Below are 19,441 nucleotides of genomic sequence, written 5' to 3'. Positions count from 1 at the left end.
CTTCACCCATCCTACGTCGAAATTTTCTATTTTTCTTTATCGCAAATCATCATGTCCGCCGCTTCCTCCAGCGCCATTGCCTACGGCTTGGCTACGCTTGCCGCCGATGGCTCCGTGCTTGACACCTGGTATCCACGCCCGTCGCTGGCCGATCGTACGCCCGCTTCTGGCACGCGCCACCTTACGCCTGAAGAAGCCCGCGCCGCGTTGGGCGAACATGTGCCCACGGCCTTGATCCGCGACACGCGCCGCAAGGTGGATATCGTTGCCGTGCGTACCGCCATTGCGTCGCTGGATGAACCGCCCGCCGATGCGCATGACGCCTATCTTCGGCTGCATCTGCTCAGCCATCGCCTGATCCGCCCGCATGAGGCGAACCTGGATGGCTTGTTCGGCGTGCTGACCAACGTGGCGTGGACGTCCGTGGGGCCGTGCGCGGTGGATCAGGTGGATGCCTTGCGCTGGCAATTGCGCGCCACGGGGCAAACGCTGGAAATTCGCGGCGTGGACAAGATTCCCCGCATGACGGATTACGTCGTGCCCAGCGGCGTGCGCATTGCCGATACGGCGCGCGTACGGCTGGGTGCGCACTTGTCAGCGGGCACGACCGTGCTGCATGAAGGGTTCTGCAACTTCAACGCCGGCACGCTGGGCGCCTCGATGGTCGAAGGCCGCATTAGCGCGGGCGTCGTCGTGGACGACGGCAGCGACATTGGCGGCGGGGCGTCCATCATGGGCACCATGTCGGGCGGCGGCAAGCAGGTGGTATCGATCGGCAAACGCTGCCTGCTGGGCGCGAACTCAGGCATCGGCATCTCGCTGGGCGACGACTGCGTGGTGGAAGCCGGCTGCTACATCACCGCCGGCACGCGGGTGCTGACGCCGGAAGGCACGGTCGTGAAAGCGGCGTCGCTGGCGGGTCGGCACGGGCTGCTGTTCCGTCGAAATTCGCAGACGGGGGCTGTGGAAACGCTGATCCGCACCGCCGCCTGGGGCACGCTGAATCCCGCGCTGCACGCGGGGCATTGATCCGCTCGCCAAGACGGTAAGGACAACAGCAACCTCAGCGGCAGCAGCATCAGCAACTACGCCAGTGATGGCGTCACCGTCAACAGCAGCGCCAGCAACTGCGCCAGCGATAGCGTCACCGTCAACAGCAGCGCCAGCAACAGCATCAACGTCATCGGCAAAGCGACGCAACAACAAACGCCAAACCCCATGCAAAAGGGCCGCTCGTAATGCTCGGGGCGGCCCTTCGTCTTTACGTATCAAGCGAGCCCGTTACGCTGCTTGCGGGACGATGCCCGTCAGGCGTATTCCGCCGTTTGACCCAATTGGTCGTACACCAGGTTCACCAGCAGATCCGAGCTGAGAATGCGCGTCGCCACGCATGAAAACACGGTCTTGCCGTTGTCGTCTTGCAGGGTGATCGTCTCGGTCCAGTCGTTCAGGTCGATGCGCTGCAACGATTCATAGGGCCAGGTGGCGCCGTCAATATGCAGGCCTTCGGCCGACAGGGCCAATTCCTGCGTGTCGAAGCCGGGAAAATCACCGGACTTGATCGTCCGGAATGCCACGCGCTTGCCGTCGGCCATCAACGCTTCCAGCACGGGCAGGCGCTGCGCGACGTAGCGCGAGCGGAATGCATCCAGGAGCTGGGCGAAGTTGCTGACGTCGCCGGACACCACGGTCCAGTCTTGCGTCGTGCTGGTACGGTAGGCAAATTGGTTAATCGGGCCTGCCGTTGCGCCCGCTTCGGCGGGGAACAGGCAAAGGTCCAGTACATCCGCGAAGGCGGTGTAGCTGCGGGTGTCGCCTTGTTGGCGGACCACGCCCTTGTCATGCAATTCAAAGCGAACCGGGGCGTTCCCCGTGTGCGTAAACACCGCCAATGCGTCTGAGACCTGCGGGGTTTTGCTATCTGTCATGCAACTTCCTTATTGAGTTGGGGTGCTTTCGCGGCCCAGGACGTCGCAAAGTCACTGCGACACGCATTCTCCCTTATATGAGCGATACGTGCTTGATGACCCCTATTTATCGGCCAATTTCGACGATATTTGGCCGGATTTTGCCCAAAAACCGCGTCAAGGCCCCGGCGCGATCGGCACGAAGGGGTAATGCCGCACATCGCCGCCCCCGGCGATGATGGCGGTGGCTTCCGGTACTTCTTCCCAGACGCCGGGCATTTCGCTCAAGGGTTCGGAGAGCAGCAGGAAGGCGTCTTCGTCCAATGCGGCGATCTGCGGGTCCTGCGGATAGAGCTCGCGCAAATGGCGCACGCAGGTGTTGTGGAACAGCGTGCGCGACTCCGCCTCGCTGGAATAACGCACCGCGATCAGCCTTTCGCCGTCCAGCGCGCACACCGTCATGTTGATGGGATGCGTCACGCCATGGCGGCGGCCCGTTTCTTCCACCGCGCCCACCATGCGGGCCAGTGCGGGAATCGGGTCTTCCTCCAGGCCAAAGGTCAGGGCCAGCAGGAACATCACCTCGGAATCGGTCGACCCTTCCAGCGACCCGAAATACGCCGGCGCAATCATCAGCATCAGGTCGCGGCGCAGCAGGGGGTAGTCGCGAATTACCCCGTTATGCACGAACAGCCACTGACCGTGGCGAAACGGATGGCAGTTGGTTTCTTGCGCGGGCGTGTCGGTGGCCGCGCGGATATGCGCCACGAACAGCGGCGCGTGGATGGCGCGCGCGGCTTCGCGCAAGTTGCGATCGTTCCAGGCGGGGTGCACGCTGCGGTAGCGGAACGGCGGCTCGATGTGGCTATTCGAGGGCCGACTGTACCAACCCAGGCCAAAGCCATCGCCATTGGTCGTGGTGGCGCCCAGGCGCGAATGCAGGCTCTGGTCGATAAGCGAATGCTTGGCCTTGAACAGCACGCTTTCCATCTGTAGGGGACTTCCGGTGTAAGCCAGCCAACGACACATGATGCGCTCCTTCAAGATGGACTTGCCCAGTGTAGGAGCCAGGCGCAATTTTCTACAAGCCCGCCTGCGCGCGCCCCGGCATAGTGACGGCTTTCCCGTATCAGCCGAAACCCACCGTGAACACGCCCCTATCCGTCCCCGCCCCCAATATGGGCTTTTCCAGCGACAACATCGCGGGCGCCAGCCCCGAAGTTATGGAGGCCCTGCTGCGCGCCAGCGCCGGCCAGGCCCAGCCGTATGGCGCCGACGACAGCACCCTGAATGTGCAGCGCCGGCTTGCCGATCTGTTCGAACACGAGGTGGACGTGCTGCTCGTGCCCACCGGCACGGCCGCCAATTCGCTAAGCCTGGCCGCGCTGACGCCGCCCTGGGGCGCCGTGCTGTGCCACGCGCAAAGCCATATCGCCAACGATGAATGCGGCGCGCCGGAGTTCTACACCCATGGCGCCCGCCTGATGCTGCTGGGCGGGGCCGACGCCAAGGTCGACCCGCTTGAATTGGCGGAGCAGGCGCGGCGCAAGGTGGGTGACGTGCATTCCGTGCAGCCGTCCTGCGTCAGCATCACGCAGGCCACCGAAACCGGCAGCGTCTACTCCCTGGATGAGATCCAGGCCATCGGCAGCGTCTGCCGCGATGCGGGCCTGCCCTTGCACATGGACGGCGCGCGTTTTGCCAACGCGCTGGTCAGCCTGGACTGCACGCCGGCGGACATGACGTGGAAAGCGGGCGTGGAGATCCTGTCGTTCGGCGCCACCAAGAACGGCGTGCTGGGCGCCGAGGCCATCGTGATGTTCAACCCTGAGCGTGCGCGCGACCTGGCGTTCCGGCGCAAGCGCGGCGGCCATCTGCTGTCAAAGATGCGCTTGCTGTCCGCGCAGATGGAAGCGTATCTGGATGATGGCCTGTGGCTGCGCAACGCGCGCCAGGCCAACGCCATGGCCGCCCGGCTGGCGGCGGGCATGCAAGGCCTGCCCGGCGTGACCTTGCAAGGCAAGGCCGACGCCAACATCCTGTTCTGCCAATTGCCCGCCGCCGCCATCGACGGCCTGCTAGCCGACGGCTTTCGCTTCTATCACGACCGCTGGGGCCCGGGCATCGTGCGTCTGGTGACGTCCTTTGCCACCACGGAACAAGACGTCGACCACTTCCTGTCTGCGCTGCGCGCGCGGGTGAGCTGAACCGGCAGTGTGACGCCTGCGGCTTCGATTACGCCGCCGGTTGATAGGCCGAAGGCGGTGCGCCATAGGCGGCGCGGAAGGCGCGGTTGAAATGGCTTTGATCATAGAAACCCACTTCCGCCGCCACCTCGGCCACCGACATGCGTGCGGTGGCCAGCACCGCGCAGGCCCGCTCCAGCCGCAGCCGCACCAGCCAGGCGTGGGGCGTCAAACCGGCCGTGTGCGTAAAGCGCCGCAGGAATTGAAAACGGCTAAGTCCGCACAACCGCGCCAAGTCGTCCAGCGCGATCTTCTCGCTCAGATGCGCATGGCAGTAATCCCGCACGGCAAGCCGATGCGCCGCTGACAGGCCACCCTTGACCACCTGCGGCGACACCGTGCGCGTGCGCACGAACAGGTCGGCCATCAAAGCCAGTGATTGCGACTGCCGCGCCAACGGCTCGTCCGGCGCGCGCGACATCCACACGTTGTGCAAGGCCATGAAGCGCTGCGCCAGCGCGGCGTCTTGCAGCAGTGTGCCGAAGAAGTGCTCGCGGGGCGCGGCATCCGACACGTCTTCGATCCAGGCACGCATCAACGCCGCTGAAATCCGGAAGGTCTTCAGCACATAGGCCGAGCCCTGGTCGTCCGCCCCCATGCCGTCATGGATTTCGCCGGGCGGCATCAGCGCAATGCCGCCCGGCCCCAGCAGAATGCTCTGCCCGCGAAAGTGCTGGCGTTGCACGCCCTGCGTCACCAGGCCGATGTGATAGTCGTCGTGATAGTGGCGGTCAAACTGGAATTCGCTAAGACGCGCCTGCCCCAGCACCAGCCCCGGCGTGCCGGACACGGGCAGATAGCGGACGTCGTCTTTCATGGCACAGGCCGCGCGCTACTTCTTCAGCAGCGCTTTCAACATGGCCATGCGCTCCTTGGGGTTCATGGCGGCGGTGGCTTCGTCTTCCTGCACGCGCACATCTCCCAGCCCCATCTCTTCGATGAAGCGCGACGGCTCGCGCACCAGGTCTTCGCGCGCGCGGCGGCGGCGCTTGCACCAGCTAAGGTTCAGGCTGCGCTGCGCGCGGGTGATGCCCACGTACATCAGGCGGCGTTCCTCCTGGATGCGCGTGGCCAGGTTCTCGGCCGCGCGCGCGGGGTCGCCCACTTCGTCGTCCTTGCCCAAGTGCGGCAGCAAGCCTTCTTCAACGCCCGCCAGGTACACGTGCGGATACTCCAGGCCCTTGGACGCATGCAGGGTCGACATCTTCACCGCATCGGGCTCGTCTTCCTCGCCGCGTTCCAGCATCGTGACCAGCGCCACGTGCTGCACCAGGTCGAAGAGCGTCATGTTGTCTTCTTCGGCCTTGCGCTTGAGCCAACCGGTCAGCTCCAGCACGTTCTGCCAGCGTGTTTGCGCGGGGCGTTCCTCGAACAGTTCGAACAGATGGCGTTCGTACTGAATGGCTTCCAAAAGGTCGTCCAGGATGACGCCGGCGGGTTCAGCCGGCGCGGCGTCCTTGCCCGTGGTGCCGCGTCCGGCGCGCCATTGCATGCGGCGGATGAATTCGGCAAAGGTGCGCAAGGGCTCCAACTGGCGCGGCGCCAGCAGGCTTTCCAGCCCGGTCTCGGCCACGGCGGCCAGCAGCGACGTTTCGCGCGTGGCCGCGTACTGGCCCAGCACCTGCAACGTGGCCTGGCCGATGCCGCGCTTGGGCGTGGTGGCCGCGCGGATGAACGCGGGGTCGTCATCGTCATTGGCCAACAGGCGCAGGTACGACAGGACGTCGCGCACTTCCGCCTTGTCGAAGAAGCTTTGCCCGCCCGAGATCGTGTACGGAATTTTCAGGTTGCGCAGCGCCTGTTCCAGAATGCGCGACTGATGATTGCTGCGGTACAGGATGGCGAAATCCTTCCACTGCGCCTGCCGTTCAAAGCGCGAGGCCGACACCTTCATGGCGATGGATTCGGCTTCCTGCTCTTCGCCGTCCATGGCCGACACCAGGATGGGCTCGCCCACACCCAGGTCGGACCACAACTTCTTGTCGAACAGCTTGGGATTCTTTTCAATGACCGCGTTGGCGGCGGCCAGAATGCGCTGCACCGAACGGTAGTTCTGTTCCAGCTTGATGAGCTTGATGTTGGGGTAGTCGGTGGTCAGCTTGGCCAGGTTTTCAATGGTGGCGCCGCGCCAGGCATAGATGGCCTGGTCGTCGTCGCCCACCGCCGTGAACATGGCGCGCGAGCCCGTCAGCAACTGCACCAGCCGGTACTGGCACACGTTGGTGTCCTGGTATTCGTCCACCAGCAGATAGCGGACGCGGTTTTGCCAGCGCGTGCGCACCTCTTCGTTGCTGGACAACAGCAGCGCGGGAATGCGGATCAGGTCATCGAAGTCCACCGCCTGATAGGCCGCCAGCGTGGCGGCATAGCTGCGGTAGATGTGGGCGGCTTCCACGTCGCCGGGCGTGACGGCTTCGCGCGCGGCGTCGTCCGGCTCCATCAGCCCGTTTTTCCACAGCGAAATAATGCCCTGCACGTGCCGCAGCCGCGCCTTGTCGGTGGTGGCCAGCAGTTCCTGAATGATGGACATGGCGTCATCGGCATCCAGGATGGAAAACGTGGGCTTGAGCCCGGCGTTGCGCGCTTCCTCGCGCAGCATCTTCACGCCCAACGAGTGGAACGTGCTGATGATCAGGCCCTTGGACAGCTTGCGGTCCACCAGCGTCTTCACGCGCTCGTCCATCTCGCGCGCGGCCTTGTTGGTGAAGGTCAAGGCCACCACGTTGCGGCCCATGTAGCCGCATTCACGCAGCAGATACGCAATTTTCTGCGTGATCACGCGCGTCTTGCCGCTGCCGGCGCCGGCCAGCACCAGACAGGGGCCGTCCAGGTACAGCACCGCCTCTCGTTGGGCGGGGTTCATCCCTTGGGCAATGGCTTCGTTGGCGGACATGTTGGACCTTGGGCTAGATTTCAAGCGGATCGACTTCCAACTGCCAGCGCACCCGCGCCTCGTTGGCGATATACGGCAAGTGGTGCGACCACGACGTCAGAAAGGCCTGTAAGGCCGGCCGGCTACTGCTTTCCACCAGCAGTTGGGCACGCTCGATATTAGCCACCCGCACCACCCGCAGCGGCACCGGGTCGTACAGCATGATGGCATCCAGGCCCGGAAAATCGGCGGCCCATTCGCCTTCCGGCAGCACGCGCGCGCGCTCCAGGAAAGCTTGCGCCACTTTCAGTTCGCGCGCTTCGGCCGTCAGCAGGGCTTGATAGACGAAGGGCGGCAAGCCGGTGCTTTCGCGTTCATGCAGGGCATGGCGCGCAAAGCCCGCGTAGTCATGGCGCAGCAAGGCCTGATACACCGGCTGCTCCGGGTAGCCGGTCTGGATAAGCACCTCGCCATTGCCCTGATGGCGGCCGGCACGGCCCGCCACCTGCATCAGCTGAGCAAACAGGCGCTCGGGCGCGCGGAAGTCGTGCGCGAACAGCATCGAATCGGAATTCAGCACGCCCACCAGGCCCAGCCGCGCAAAATCATGCCCCTTGGCCACCATCTGCGTGCCCACCAGGATGTCGACCTCGCCCGCATGGACGGAAGCGAACAGCGCTTCGGCACTGCCTTTCTTGCGCGTGCTGTCGGCATCAATGCGCAGGATGCGCGCACCCGGAAATAGCTCGGCCAGATGCTCTTCTATGCGCTGGGTGCCCCGGCCCATGGGGGCCAGGTCCTGGTCGCCGCATTCCGGGCAGGCGCGCGGCACCGGCGCCTGGTAACCGCAGTGGTGGCATTGCAGCCGATGGCCACGCCCATCCGTGCGATGCAGCACGGTAAACGCGGTGCAACGCGGGCAGTTGCTGACCCAGGCGCAAGACTGGCAATGCAGCACTGGGGAATAGCCGCGCCGGTTCAGGAAGATCAGCGACTGCTCTTTGCGTTCCAGTCGCTGGCCGATGGCCTCCAGCAAATGCGGTGACATGCCGTGCTTCATCTGCAAGCGGCGTGTATCCACCAGGCGCATCGACGGCAGCGTGCTGGAGCGCGCCCGGCCCGGCAGCGTCAAGCGCAGATAGCGGCCGCGCTCGGCATGCTGCCAGGTTTCCAGGGACGGCGTGGCCGACCCCAGGACCACGGGAATATCCAGATCGTGCGCCCGCCACACGGCAAGGTCACGCGCCGAATAGCGCAGGCCGTCCTGCTGCTTGTAGGAAGCGTCGTGCTCTTCGTCGACCACGATCAAGCCCAGCTTGCTCAGGGGCGCAAAGATCGACATGCGCGTGCCCAGCACCATGCGCGCCTCGCCGCGCTGAGCGCGGGCCCAGGCTTGCAGCCGCTCACCGTCGGACAAGCCGCTGTGCATGACGGCCAGGCCATCCGGCCCCACCAAGGCTTCCAGGCGCGCGCGCAGCGCGGCTTCCAACTGCGGCGTCAGGTTGATCTCGGGCACCATCAGCAGCACCTGGCGCCCTTCACCCAGCACCTTTTCCGCTGCCCGCAGGTAGACCTCGGTCTTGCCGCTGCCCGTTACGCCGTGCAGCAGCACAGGCTTGAAGCCGGTCAATGCCCCAATGGTGTCCACGGCGGCGCGCTGCGCGTCGTTAAGTTCCGGCGGCTGGTCCGCCTTGGCCAGCGCACGCACCGGCTTGCGCTTGCGATTGTCCAGGCGCGCCACCGGGCCGCCCGCCGAGCGCTTGCCCTGATACGCGGTGGGCTTGCGCAGTGGCGGCGGCAAGGTCGGCAACATCACTTCGCCCAGGGGCCGTTGATAGTAGTCCGCCGCAAAGCGCGCCATGCGCAGCCAGTCTTCGTCAAAGGGGGGCAGGTCATCCAGCACCTGTTCGATCGGCCGGATCTGCTTGGGCTCGTATGACGGCTCCGCCGGGTTCTCCACCACCACGCCGACCATCTTGCGCCGCCCGAACGGGACGATCACCCGCAAGCCCACCGCGACGGGCGCATCGCTGCGGTAATCGAAGGGGCCGGGCAAGGGGACGTCCAGCGCCACGCGCACCCAGCAGACGGCTTCGGACGTCGTTCCTGGCAGCGGTTCAGACATGGAGGCTTGGGCGGGTCATGGAAAAGGATTAATCCGAATGGCTGATAGGTAATGGGGGAAGGCGCCGCCGGACAATTGCCGCCGGGGCGCGCCGGCCGGCTTGGGCGGCGCCTGTGGATAACTTTGGGGAAAAGGCTGGAGCAACGTCAATTTTCGGAATAAGCCAAGATTGCGCAGCATGCTGCAATCCGGTGTAAAACTCAATTTTTCCGTTTAAAAACAGTAGCTTATATAACGTTCCAAGATTGTAAACTAGCTTCTAAAGGGTTTTCCCCAGGCAAATTCCTGCTGTGCACAAGTACTTGCCCGGGCCCTCAAATATCGGCCCTTGGAACCGAAGCGTCCACTCACTTACCCCCGCAGCGCGCGGCTGTGTTGGTGGACTTCTTCGACCAATTCGGCTACGGCTTCCGGCGGAGTAAAGCGCGAAATTCCGTGTCCCAGGTTGAACACGTGCCCGCCCTTGCCGACTGGACCAAACGCGTCCAGCACGCGGCGGGCTTCCGCGCGGATGGCGGGGCCGCCGCCAAACAGCGCCATCGGGTCCAGGTTGCCCTGGAAGGCAACCGAGTCGCCCGTGCGGCGGCGCGCCGCGGCCAGGTCCACCGTCCAGTCCAGCCCGACAGCATCGCAACCACAAGCCGCAATCTGCTCCAGCCATTGGCCACCGCCCTTGGTGAACACGATGACAGGCACGCGCCGGCCTTCGTTTTCACGGGTCAGGCCATCCACGACCTTCTTGGTGTACGCCAGCGAAAATTGCTGGAACAGGCCATCGGCCAACACGCCGCCCCAACTGTCGAACAGCATGACGGCCTGCGCGCCCGCGGCGATCTGTGCGTTCAGGTATTGCAGCGTGGCCTCGGCGTTGATTTCCAGGATGCGGTGCAGCAGGTCTGGGCGCGAATACAGCATGGTCTTGATCAGGCGGTAGTCGTCGCTGCCCTTGCCTTCGACCATGTAGCAGGCGATGGTGAACGGGCTGCCGGCAAAGCCGATCAGCGGCACCTTGCCGTCCAGCTCGCGGCGGATCACGCCCACCGCATCGAAGACATAGCGCAGCTTGTCCATGTCGGGCACGGCCAGGCGGGCGACGTCCTCCTCGGTACGCACCGGGTGGGCAAAGCGCGGGCCCTCGCCTTCGGCGAAGTCCAGGCCCAGGCCCATGGCATGCGGCACCGTCAGAATGTCCGAAAACAGAATGGCCGCATCCAGGTCGTAGCGCGCCAGCGGCTGCAACGTGACCTCCATGGCGTAGTCCGGATTTTGAGCCAGGCCCATGAAGGAGCCTGCGCGGGCCCGCGTGGCGCGGTACTCGGGCAGGTAGCGACCCGCCTGGCGCATCAGCCAGATCGGGGTATAGGGCACGGGCTCGCGCAAGAGCGAGCGCAAGAACACATCGTTCTTCAAGCTGGAAGCAGACACGACTATCCTCGTTGATCGGAAGCCGTGATTTTACTTCCCTTGGGGATCAAGAGCGGTTTAGTCACGCATCCGGCGTCCTTGCGCTGCCTGACGGTACGGCGCGGCCTCAATACCATGCTTGCGCATCAAGGCCCAGAAGGCACGGCGATGCTTTTCGCAGGCGCGCGCGGCCTGCGCCACATTGCCGCCATGGCGCGACAGAGCGTGGCGGATGTACTCGCGCTCGAATCCATCGACCACCCGCGCCTTGGCCTGGCGGAACGATTCCTGCGCCGCCTGGCGCCGGGTGTCGCGCAGATTGGCCAAGCCCTGTTCCAGGATGTCCGCCGCCACCTGCGGCCGGGCAGCGTGTGGCGGTGGCGCGGGGCTGCCGCCATGGGCGGCGTAGCGCGCCGGCGCCTCTTCCACCCTGGCCTGGCGCCAAGCCGGGTGCGAGCCCGAGACAGGCCAGCGCATACGGGCGAGCCGTACGCGCATGCTTTCCACGCAGGCGGGCTGCGCCATGAAGTCGGTGACGCCCAGGCCCAGCAAGTCTTCGATGGCGGGCGCTTTCATGCCGTCCATCAGCAGCAGCAAGGGCGTGGTCAGCGCGTCGCCCGCGTGCGACAGCGCCATGCGCGCCCAGGCGCCCGACGATGGCGCCACCGGCAGCACGCAACTGTCATAGCGCCGCAGCGACACCGCTACGCGGGCCAAGGCCTGCACGTCTTGTTGCAGGCTCGCGGGCAGGCTTGTGGTCTCGGGTGCGCCCGCATGGTCCACGGCCACCTGCGCTTCCAAAGGCACCAGATGCAGGCGCACGCGCGGCAGCCCGCCCTGACACCGTGTCACCCAGTCGCGCATGGCGGCTTCGTGGCCGGGCGCCAGCAGCACCCCGCAATCCAGGACTTCTCGCACGCTACCCCCAAGACTCGTTAGGCAAGCATGAAGGCTACTGTTGCAAAACCCGCCCAGCTATTCGTATCGAACGCATTGCGGTCGCCACGCCTGGAACCGGCACGGCACGCCGTTGCGTTTCGAACGGGCATGAAAAAAGCGGCCAATGGCCGCTTTTTCCAATCCGGAGCAAGCCCCGGTGTACTGCTTTGCCGCTTAGTGCGAACGGCCGCCTTGGCGCAGCTTGCGCGCCGCGATGGCTTGCGCAGCCAGCATGGCGAGTTCCGCTTCGACAACTGCGATGTCCGCCTTGTCCTTGGCGTTCGCCAGGGCCTCTTCGGCCTTCTTGCGAGCTTCCACGGCGCGGGCTTCGTCCAGATCGGAAGCACGGATAGCAGTGTCGGCCAAAACCGTCACGCTGCCCGGCTGCACTTCCAGAATGCCCCCGGCGACGAAGATGTTTTCCTCGCCTTGGTCGGCACGAACGATCTTGACCGTGCCGGGGCGTATGCGCGAAATCAGCGGGGTGTGGCCGGGCAAGATGCCCAGTTCACCCGCTTCGCCAGGCAGCACCACGAACTTCGCCTCACCGGAGAAGATCGCTTCCTCTGCGCTGACGACATCCACATGCAGGGTAGCCATATCGGTTCCTTATTGCAGTTTCTTGGCCTTCTCGAAGGCCTCGTCGATCGAACCGACCATGTAGAAGGCCTGTTCCGGCAGTGCATCGCACTCGCCTTCCACGATCATCTTGAAACCACGGATGGTTTCGGCCAGCGGAACGTACTTGCCGGGCGAGCCGGTGAACACTTCAGCAACGTGGAACGGCTGCGACAGGAAGCGCTGGATCTTACGCGCGCGGGCCACGGCCTGCTTGTCTTCCGGCGACAGTTCGTCCATGCCCAGAATCGCGATGATGTCGCGCAGTTCCTTGTAGCGTTGCAGCGTTTGCTGCACGCCACGGGCAACCGCGTAGTGCTCTTCGCCGACGACTTGCGGGTCGAGCTGGCGGCTGGACGAATCCAGCGGGTCCACGGCCGGGTAGATACCCAGCGAAGCGATGTCACGCGACAGCACGACGGTGGAGTCCAAATGCTGGAAGGTCGTGGCAGGCGACGGGTCGGTCAAGTCATCCGCGGGAACGTACACGGCCTGGATGGACGTGATCGAACCGGTCTTGGTCGACGTGATGCGCTCTTGCAGCTTGCCCATTTCTTCAGCCAGCGTGGGCTGGTAGCCCACGGCCGACGGCATACGGCCCAGCAGTGCGGACACTTCGGTACCGGCCAGGGTGTAGCGGTAGATGTTGTCCACGAAGAACAGGATGTCGCGGCCTTCGTCACGGAACTTCTCGGCCATCGTCAGGCCGGTCAGTGCCACGCGCAGACGGTTGCCCGGGGGTTCGTTCATCTGACCGAACACCATCGCAACCTTGTCCAGAACGTTCGACTCTTCCATTTCGTGGTAGAAGTCGTTGCCTTCGCGGGTACGCTCACCCACGCCGGCAAACACCGACAAACCGCTGTGCTGCTTGGCGATGTTGTTGATGAGTTCCATCATGTTCACGGTCTTGCCCACGCCGGCGCCGCCGAACAGGCCGACCTTGCCGCCCTTTGCGAACGGGCAGACCAAGTCAATAACCTTGATGCCGGTTTCCAGCAGTTCCACCGACGGCGACAGTTCGTCGAAACGGGGAGCCGGTTGGTGGATGCCACGCTTTTCTTCGTGTTGGATCGGACCGGCTTCGTCGATGGGACGACCCAGCACGTCCATGATGCGGCCCAGCGTGCCGGTGCCGACGGGCACCGAGATCGGGCCGCCAGTGCCCGTGACCTTCATGCCGCGGCGCAGGCCGTCGCTGGAGCCCAGCGCAATGGTACGCACCACGCCGTCGCCCAACTGTTGCTGCACTTCCAGCGTCAGGCCCTTTTCGGCGAACGAGGAGGACTCGTCGTCGGCCAGGGTAAGCGCCTCATAGATCTTGGGCATGTGATCGCGGGGGAACTGAATATCCACCACGGCGCCGATGCACTGAACGATGGTTCCGTTGCTCATGTCGATTCCTTGCTTGATAGCTTTAGATGGGAGCTGCCTGCCTTAAACGGCGGCAGCGCCCCCTACGATTTCCGAAATTTCTTTGGTGATCGCGGCCTGACGGGTCTTGTTGTAGACCAGTTGCAGCTCTCCGATGACCTTCTTGGCGTTGTCCGACGCCGCCTTCATGGCGACCATCCGGGCCGACTGCTCCGAAGCCATGTTCTCGGCCACGGCTTGATACAGCAGGCCTTCAACGTAACGCTGCAGCAGGTCGTCGATCACGCTACGGGCGTCGGGTTCGTAGATGTAATCCCAGCTGTAGTCCGACTTCACTTCCGACGTCTTGGCCAGGCTCTCGGCGCCCGATTGGTACGGATCGTCCAAACCACTGGCCAACGGCAGCAGACGCAAGAACAACGGCTCCTGCTTCATCGTGTTGACGAAGCGGGTCGAAGCCACGTACAGCGCGTCGATGCGGCCTTCCAGGTAGGCGTCCAGCTGCACCTTGATCGCGCCCAGCAGGCGGTCCAGTTGCGGCTTGTCGCCCAGTTGCACTTCCTGGGACACCAGTTTGGCGCCGATACGGGTCAGCACACCCACGCCCTTGTTGCCGAAAGCGGTCGCTTGCACGGCGATGCCGTTTTTCTCGAACTCTTTCAGCTTGCCCAACGTCACGCGAGTGATGTTGGTGTTCAAGCCGCCGCACAAACCCTTGTCAGTCGTCACCATGACCACGCCGACCGCTTTGATTTCGCGTTCGACCAGGTACGGGTGGCTGTACTCGGGGTTGGCCTGCATCAGGTGCGCAGCAATCTCGCGCACCTTGGTAGCGTACGGACGACCAGCACGCATCCGTTCCTGCGCCTTGCGCATTTTGGATGCGGCGACCATTTCCATCGCCTTGGTGATCTTGCGCGTGTTTTGCACGCTCTTGATCTTGGTTCGGATTTCCTTAATTCCGGGCATTGCGCTTTCCTGTGAAGACTGGCCGATGGGTTCCGCTCACGCCTCAACCATCCGGTAAGGACGGGTGAGGCGTTGCAGACGCCTAACCCATCACTTTCTTAAAAAGCACCGTGCTTCTTGAATTCCTGAACGGCGGTGGCCAGTTCGGCCTCGTCGTCCTTGGACAGTTCCTTGGTGTCTTCGATGCGTTGGATCATGGCCGCATGCTTGGCCTTCAGTTGATCCTTCAGCGACTTCTCGAACGACAGCACTTGGGCCACGTCCACGTCATCCAGGTAGCCGTTGTTGACCGTGTACAGCGTGACGGCCAGTTCCCACACTTGCAGCGGCTGGTATTGCGGCTGCTTGAGCAGTTCGACCACGCGCTTGCCGCGTTCCAGCTGGCGACGGGTGGCGTCGTCCAGGTCGGAAGCGAACTGCGCGAAGGCGGCCAGTTCACGGTACTGCGCCAAGTCGGTACGGATACCGCCGGACAGCTTCTTGACGACCTTGGTCTGAGCAGCGCCACCCACACGCGACACCGAGATACCGGCGTTGATTGCGGGGCGGACACCGGCGTTGAACAGGTCGGTTTCCAGGAAGATCTGGCCGTCGGTGATCGAGATCACGTTGGTCGGAACGAAGGCGGACACGTCGCCTGCCTGGGTTTCGATGATCGGCAGTGCGGTCAGCGAACCGGTCTTGCCCTTGACGGCGCCGTTGGTGAACTTTTCGACGTAGTCTTCGTTCACGCGGGCAGCACGTTCCAGCAGACGCGAGTGCAGGTAGAACACGTCGCCCGGGTAGGCTTCACGGCCCGGCGGACGGCGCAGCAGCAGCGACACTTGGCGGTAGGCCCAGGCTTGCTTGGTCAGGTCGTCATAGACGATCAGGGCGTCTTCGCCACGATCGCGGAAGTATTCGCCCATCGTGCAACCGGCGTAGGCGGCCAGGTATTGCATGGCGGCCGAGTCCGAAGCCGAAGCGGCCACGACGATGGTGTATTCCATCGCGCCGTGCTCTTCCAGCTTGCGCACCACGTTGTTGATCGTGGAAGCCTTCTGGCCGATAGCGACGTACACGCAGGTGACGCCCTTGCCCTTCTGGCTGATGATCGTGTCGACGGCGACAGCGGTCTTGCCGGTTTGGCGGTCGCCAATGATCAGCTCGCGCTGGCCACGGCCGATCGGCACCATCGAGTCGATAGCCTTGACGCCGGTTTGCAGCGGCTGCGACACCGAGCGACGGGCAATAACGCCAGGCGCCACTTTTTCAATGATGTCGGTTTCTTTGGCGTTGACCGGGCCCTTGCCGTCGATCGGCTCGCCCAGCGTGTTAACCACGCGGCCTTTCAGTTCCGGACCAACCGGAACTTCCAGAATGCGGCCGGTCGTCTTGACCTGGTCGCCTTCGGAGATGCCGGTGTAGTCGCCCAGAATAACGGCGCCGACGGAGTCGCGCTCGAGGTTGAGCGCCAGACCGAAAACGTTGTTGGGAAATTCGAGCATTTCGCCCTGCATCACGTCGGACAAGCCGTGGATGCGGGTAATACCGTCGGTCACGGACACGACGGTGCCCTGAGTACGGACATCAGCCGAAGCGCCCAGGCCCTCGATGCGGCTCTTGAGCAGTTCGCTGATCTCGGAGGGATTGAGTTGCATATTGACTCCTGGAATCCTGTTAGTTGCCTTAAGCGGCGAGCTGATCGCGCATGCGGACCAATTGGGCTTGTACGGAAGTATCGAGCACTTGGTCGCCGACAGCCACGCGCACGCCGCCGATCAACGACTGGTCGACGGTGACGTTGGGCTTGAGCTTGAGGCCGAATTTTTGTTCGAGCGCGTCGACCAGGTCTTTGACCTGGGCGTCGCTCAGTTCGAACGCGCTGGTGATTTCCGCCTGCGCCGTGCCCTCGTGACGATTGCGCAGCACCACGAATTGCGAGGCGATGTCGGGCAGCAGCAGCAGCCGGTCGTTTTCGACCAGCAGCTCGATGAAATTACGGGCGGCCTGCGGCAGTTCGGCCTTGATCAGGCCGGAGAACAGCTCGACGCGCTGCTTATCGCCCAGACGCGGGTCGGCCATGGCCTCGCGCACGTCGGGGTTGGAGGCGACCTGCGACATTTCGCTGACCAGGTCGGCCCAGGCCGGCAAGCCGGCCTTGTCGTCGCGCGCTGCGCTGAAGAGCGCTTCAGCGTAGGGCCGGGCAACAGTGGAAAGTTCAGCCATGACGGTCCCGGATTAAAGCTGCGCGCGAAGCTGGTTGAGCAGCTCGGCGTGGGCGCGGGCGTCAACCTCGCGCTTGAGGATCTGTTCAGCACCCTTGACAGCCAACGCGGCAACATCGTCGCGCAGCGAGTCACGAGCGCGCTGGACTTCCTGCGCGGCATCCTGAGCGGCTTGAGCCACGATACGGGCGCGTTCAGCTTCCGCTTCACGGCGGGCTTGCTCGATCAGGGAGGCGGCTTGCTTTTCGGCCTCGATGATGCGGGCGTGGTTTTCGGACTTGGCAGAAGCCTCGATCAGACTGACACGCGCCTGGGCTTGAGCCAAATCGGCCTTGCCCTTCTCGGCGGCGGCAAGGCCGTCGGCGATTTTTTGGCGGCGCTCGTCCATCGCCTTCGTCAGAGGAGGCCACACGAATTTCATCGTGAACCAGCCCAGAACGAAGAACACGAGCATCTGGAAAATGATCGTCGCGTTCAGATTCACGGTCGTTCCTTTAACACCTTGCGGCTCCGACCGCACCCGGAAAGGGGCGTCACGGAGCACTCGATACTTTGCTGGCCGGCGACGGGGCTGTTGCCCACATCGCCGCCAACGTCATGACCCGCCTATTCGCCGGCGGGCGCTGCCTTAACCGACGAACGGGTTGGCGAAGGCGAACAGCATGGCAATACCCACGCCGATCAGGAATGCCGCGTCGATCAGGCCGGCCAGCAGGAACATCTTCGTTTGCAGAGCGTTCATCAGCTCAGGCTGACGAGCCGAAGCTTCCAGATACTTGCCGCCCATCAATGCGATGCCGATGCAAGCGCCGATAGCACCCAAACCGATGATGAGACCGCAAGCGAGGGCAACGAAAGCGACGTTGGTCATGACAACTCCTTGGTTAGAAATCTGAAGTCAAAAATTGAAAATAAGGGGTACAGCTCAATGCAAGATAATCTTGCTATCCCACGCTGGCCGGGTGGCCAGCGCGAGAAATTCGGGGGATCAGTGGCCTTCGTGTGCCTGGCCGAGATAAACCAGCGTCAGCATCATGAAGATGAAGGCCTGCAGAAGGACGATCAGGATGTGGAAGATCGCCCAGATGGAGCCGGCCAGGATGTGGCCGATTCCCAAGCCGATGCTGGCGCCGTTAAAGCCGGTCCAGGCGCCACCCAGCAGGGCGATCAGCATGAAAATCAGTTCGCCGGCGAACATGTTGCCGAACAACCGCATGCCCAGCGACACGGACTTGGCGGCGTATTCGATCAGGTTCAGCAGCAGGTTGAACGGGGCCAGCACAACGGCGCCCAGGCCATGCGCATGAAACGGCGCGGTGAACAGTTCTTTGACGAAGCCGCCCGGGTGCTTGATCTTGATGCCGTAATAGAACATCAGCAGCAGCACGCCCAGCGACATGCCCATCGGCACGTTCAGGTCGGCCGTCGGCAGAATGCGGTGGTAATAGAGGGGATCGCCGTGCTCGGCACCCAGGCCGGTCAGGCGCCAGATGGAGGGCAACAGGTCAACCGGCAGCAAGTCCAGCGCGTTCATCAGGATGATCCAGAGGAACACGGTGAGCGCCAGCGGGGCGATGAAAAGACGGCTTTTGGCGTTGTGGACGATGCCCTTGGCCTGGTCGTCGCCCATGTCGCCGATCATTTCCACGAAAGCCTGGAAGCGGGTCGGCACGCCACTGGTGGCGCGGCGAGCAGCGCGCCACAGAAAGAAAATGACGATCAGACCCATCAGGCCGGACCAGAACAACGAGTCGTAATTGATGATGTCGAACTGAGCAATTGCGCTCTGTTTTTCACCGGTATTGTTCAGATGCACCAAGTGATGCTGAATATACGCGGACTGAGGCGACACGTCGCTGGCAGCAGCCATTTGAATCCTACCCTATTTGCTGTATGCCCGAACCCTTGCGAGTCGGACGATTCCACGATCACGTTTGCCGCTACTTACTGCTCGGCGCTAAGACAACTTGCGGAACATCAAGAGCAAGAGATAACCCTTCAATGTGAGTATCAAACCCAGCAATGCGGCAGGCCAAACCAGACTGTCCTGTGCCACACGCGAAAGCATCCACAACAGCAATGCGGTTGCGAACAACTTGATCAACTCACCAGAGAGAAAGGTAAAGGGATTGGCTTTACCGGCCCGAACACTGACAGCCAGGCGCAATGCAAACAATGCATTGGGTATGAAATACGCTCCCGCCCCCGCCCGCGCCGACCAACCAGCCGCCGCCCCTCCGACAACTCCCGCAATTACCGCTGCTGCGAGCCCCATGGCGCCTTGCGCCGCCAGTGCCAACAGGAGACCGCGGCTTGCCTGAGCATTCAGCGCCACGCGATCCGCGTCGCTTAGAACCAGGACCTTGATGTCATCATCGAGGATGCCATCACTGTTGATGCCACCACCGCCAACTCCACCCTCTTTACCGCCCTGGCCCGACAACCCTCGTTGCTGTGCACTTTGCGCTGCGTCTCGTAATGAGTCCCGCATCGTGCTTTGCATCGAGTTTTGCATTGGCTCATGCATCAAACACCCCGCTACTTCTTGCCCCTGTCAGAACCGGCTTAGCCTGCACAAAAGTAGTGTCTTTCAACTACTTTTACCTACCCGGCCGCCACGTGTTCTTATCCCGCAAGCGTCAAACCCGCAGAGTATAGCTTGAATCTTTTTGCCCAAGCAAATGAACTTTCGGGAGTTTGTAAGGTGCGCGCAACGTACCGGCAAACATCGAAATTAGGGACGCGAACCGCGCTGGCGGGGGGGGGGGGGGGGGGGGGGC

General features: G+C 63.3%; 18 protein-coding genes. 2 read left to right on the top strand and 16 right to left on the bottom strand.

Annotated features, from left to right (window positions below; translation table 11 throughout):
- The first annotated feature begins 51 nt into the window (after window positions 1–51).
- Window positions 52–1,029 carry a 2,3,4,5-tetrahydropyridine-2,6-dicarboxylate N-succinyltransferase gene (gene dapD / locus ACE04A_RS28685; RefSeq protein ID WP_448716971.1) on the top strand — a complete coding sequence of 326 codons (978 nt, stop codon included), beginning with the start codon at window positions 52–54 and terminating at the stop codon, window positions 1,027–1,029.
- 278 nt (window positions 1,030–1,307) lie between these two features.
- Here the strand turns inward: dapD and ACE04A_RS28680 are convergent, their stop codons facing one another.
- Together ACE04A_RS28680 and ACE04A_RS28675 are read right to left on the bottom strand one after the other, a co-directional pair.
- The gene (locus ACE04A_RS28680; RefSeq protein WP_100853358.1) at window positions 1,308–1,928 is read right to left on the bottom strand and encodes a hypothetical protein; all 621 of its coding nucleotides are present in this window, start codon (window positions 1,926–1,928) and stop codon (window positions 1,308–1,310) included.
- Window positions 1,929–2,084: 156 nt separating this feature from the next.
- Window positions 2,085–2,936, bottom strand: a complete 852-nt coding sequence (locus tag ACE04A_RS28675) for a class II glutamine amidotransferase (RefSeq protein WP_259252839.1) — start codon at window positions 2,934–2,936, stop codon at window positions 2,085–2,087.
- A gap of 116 nt (window positions 2,937–3,052) precedes the next feature.
- Here ACE04A_RS28675 and ACE04A_RS28670 point away from each other — a divergent pair, with 116 nt between their 5' ends.
- Window positions 3,053–4,114, top strand: a complete 1,062-nt coding sequence (locus ACE04A_RS28670) for a threonine aldolase family protein (protein ID WP_448716970.1) — start codon at window positions 3,053–3,055, stop codon at window positions 4,112–4,114.
- 28 nt (window positions 4,115–4,142) lie between these two features.
- On the opposite strand, the gene ACE04A_RS28665 is transcribed toward ACE04A_RS28670, so the two are convergent.
- From ACE04A_RS28665 to ACE04A_RS28600, 14 genes are all read right to left on the bottom strand, one after another.
- A complete protein-coding gene (locus ACE04A_RS28665; RefSeq protein ID WP_448716969.1) occupies window positions 4,143–4,970 on the bottom strand; it encodes a helix-turn-helix domain-containing protein in 828 nt (275 codons plus the stop codon).
- A 15-nt stretch (window positions 4,971–4,985) separates the two neighbouring features.
- Window positions 4,986–7,046, bottom strand: coding sequence for a UvrD-helicase domain-containing protein (locus ACE04A_RS28660; RefSeq protein ID WP_259252836.1), 2,061 nt, complete (start codon window positions 7,044–7,046; stop codon window positions 4,986–4,988).
- Between the two features lie 13 nt (window positions 7,047–7,059).
- Window positions 7,060–9,150: a primosomal protein N' gene (locus tag ACE04A_RS28655; RefSeq protein ID WP_448716968.1), complete on the bottom strand. Its 2,091-nt coding sequence runs from the start codon at window positions 9,148–9,150 to the stop codon at window positions 7,060–7,062.
- Window positions 9,151–9,501: 351 nt separating this feature from the next.
- Entirely contained in the window at window positions 9,502–10,575 is a 1,074-nt protein-coding gene (gene hemE / locus ACE04A_RS28650) for a uroporphyrinogen decarboxylase (protein ID WP_259252834.1), read from the bottom strand.
- A 57-nt stretch (window positions 10,576–10,632) separates the two neighbouring features.
- Window positions 10,633–11,472, bottom strand: coding sequence for a helix-turn-helix domain-containing protein (locus tag ACE04A_RS28645; protein WP_485820761.1), 840 nt, complete (start codon window positions 11,470–11,472; stop codon window positions 10,633–10,635).
- Window positions 11,473–11,667: 195 nt separating this feature from the next.
- Window positions 11,668–12,093 carry a F0F1 ATP synthase subunit epsilon gene (locus ACE04A_RS28640; protein WP_006217064.1) on the bottom strand — a complete coding sequence of 142 codons (426 nt, stop codon included), beginning with the start codon at window positions 12,091–12,093 and terminating at the stop codon, window positions 11,668–11,670.
- 9 nt (window positions 12,094–12,102) lie between these two features.
- On the bottom strand, window positions 12,103–13,506 hold the full coding sequence (gene atpD, locus ACE04A_RS28635; protein ID WP_100853365.1) for a F0F1 ATP synthase subunit beta: 1,404 nt from the start codon (window positions 13,504–13,506) through the stop codon (window positions 12,103–12,105).
- A 42-nt stretch (window positions 13,507–13,548) separates the two neighbouring features.
- Window positions 13,549–14,454 (bottom strand): F0F1 ATP synthase subunit gamma, encoded by a 906-nt coding sequence (atpG, locus tag ACE04A_RS28630; protein WP_259252832.1) that lies wholly within the window; start codon window positions 14,452–14,454, stop codon window positions 13,549–13,551.
- Between the two features lie 98 nt (window positions 14,455–14,552).
- A complete protein-coding gene (atpA, locus tag ACE04A_RS28625) occupies window positions 14,553–16,094 on the bottom strand; it encodes a F0F1 ATP synthase subunit alpha (protein WP_006217061.1) in 1,542 nt (513 codons plus the stop codon).
- A gap of 28 nt (window positions 16,095–16,122) precedes the next feature.
- Window positions 16,123–16,662, bottom strand: coding sequence for a F0F1 ATP synthase subunit delta (locus ACE04A_RS28620; RefSeq protein ID WP_100853366.1), 540 nt, complete (start codon window positions 16,660–16,662; stop codon window positions 16,123–16,125).
- 12 nt (window positions 16,663–16,674) lie between these two features.
- Window positions 16,675–17,145: a F0F1 ATP synthase subunit B gene (locus ACE04A_RS28615; protein ID WP_006227275.1), complete on the bottom strand. Its 471-nt coding sequence runs from the start codon at window positions 17,143–17,145 to the stop codon at window positions 16,675–16,677.
- 144 nt (window positions 17,146–17,289) lie between these two features.
- Window positions 17,290–17,532 (bottom strand): F0F1 ATP synthase subunit C, encoded by a 243-nt coding sequence (atpE, locus tag ACE04A_RS28610; protein ID WP_003815363.1) that lies wholly within the window; start codon window positions 17,530–17,532, stop codon window positions 17,290–17,292.
- Window positions 17,533–17,649: 117 nt separating this feature from the next.
- Window positions 17,650–18,531 carry a F0F1 ATP synthase subunit A gene (gene atpB / locus ACE04A_RS28605; RefSeq protein WP_485820760.1) on the bottom strand — a complete coding sequence of 294 codons (882 nt, stop codon included), beginning with the start codon at window positions 18,529–18,531 and terminating at the stop codon, window positions 17,650–17,652.
- 87 nt (window positions 18,532–18,618) lie between these two features.
- Window positions 18,619–19,152: an ATP synthase subunit I gene (locus tag ACE04A_RS28600; protein ID WP_485820816.1), complete on the bottom strand. Its 534-nt coding sequence runs from the start codon at window positions 19,150–19,152 to the stop codon at window positions 18,619–18,621.
- Between the last annotated feature and the right edge of the window lie 289 nt (window positions 19,153–19,441).

This window comes from Achromobacter colocynthidis, assembly GCF_057334535.1.
Note: the sequence above shows the minus strand (reverse complement) of the source record. Positions and strands in the feature narration are given on the sequence as shown.

What these genes read in the sequence shown, in the direction of transcription:
- atpE (WP_003815363.1), bottom strand. Translation starts at nt 17,532, where the DNA reads ATGACCAACGTCGCTTTCGTTGCCCTCGCTTGCGGTCTCATCATCGGT.
- ACE04A_RS28665 (WP_448716969.1), bottom strand. Translation starts at nt 4,970, where the DNA reads ATGAAAGACGACGTCCGCTATCTGCCCGTGTCCGGCACGCCGGGGCTG.
- ACE04A_RS28600 (WP_485820816.1), bottom strand. Translation starts at nt 19,152, where the DNA reads ATGCGGGACTCATTACGAGACGCAGCGCAAAGTGCACAGCAACGAGGG.
- dapD (WP_448716971.1), top strand. Translation starts at nt 52, where the DNA reads ATGTCCGCCGCTTCCTCCAGCGCCATTGCCTACGGCTTGGCTACGCTT.
- ACE04A_RS28655 (WP_448716968.1), bottom strand. Translation starts at nt 9,150, where the DNA reads ATGTCTGAACCGCTGCCAGGAACGACGTCCGAAGCCGTCTGCTGGGTG.
- atpD (WP_100853365.1), bottom strand. Translation starts at nt 13,506, where the DNA reads ATGAGCAACGGAACCATCGTTCAGTGCATCGGCGCCGTGGTGGATATT.
- ACE04A_RS28640 (WP_006217064.1), bottom strand. Translation starts at nt 12,093, where the DNA reads ATGGCTACCCTGCATGTGGATGTCGTCAGCGCAGAGGAAGCGATCTTC.
- ACE04A_RS28675 (WP_259252839.1), bottom strand. Translation starts at nt 2,936, where the DNA reads ATGTGTCGTTGGCTGGCTTACACCGGAAGTCCCCTACAGATGGAAAGC.
- atpB (WP_485820760.1), bottom strand. Translation starts at nt 18,531, where the DNA reads ATGGCTGCTGCCAGCGACGTGTCGCCTCAGTCCGCGTATATTCAGCAT.
- ACE04A_RS28620 (WP_100853366.1), bottom strand. Translation starts at nt 16,662, where the DNA reads ATGGCTGAACTTTCCACTGTTGCCCGGCCCTACGCTGAAGCGCTCTTC.
- atpA (WP_006217061.1), bottom strand. Translation starts at nt 16,094, where the DNA reads ATGCAACTCAATCCCTCCGAGATCAGCGAACTGCTCAAGAGCCGCATC.
- ACE04A_RS28680 (WP_100853358.1), bottom strand. Translation starts at nt 1,928, where the DNA reads ATGACAGATAGCAAAACCCCGCAGGTCTCAGACGCATTGGCGGTGTTT.
- atpG (WP_259252832.1), bottom strand. Translation starts at nt 14,454, where the DNA reads ATGCCCGGAATTAAGGAAATCCGAACCAAGATCAAGAGCGTGCAAAAC.
- ACE04A_RS28660 (WP_259252836.1), bottom strand. Translation starts at nt 7,046, where the DNA reads ATGTCCGCCAACGAAGCCATTGCCCAAGGGATGAACCCCGCCCAACGA.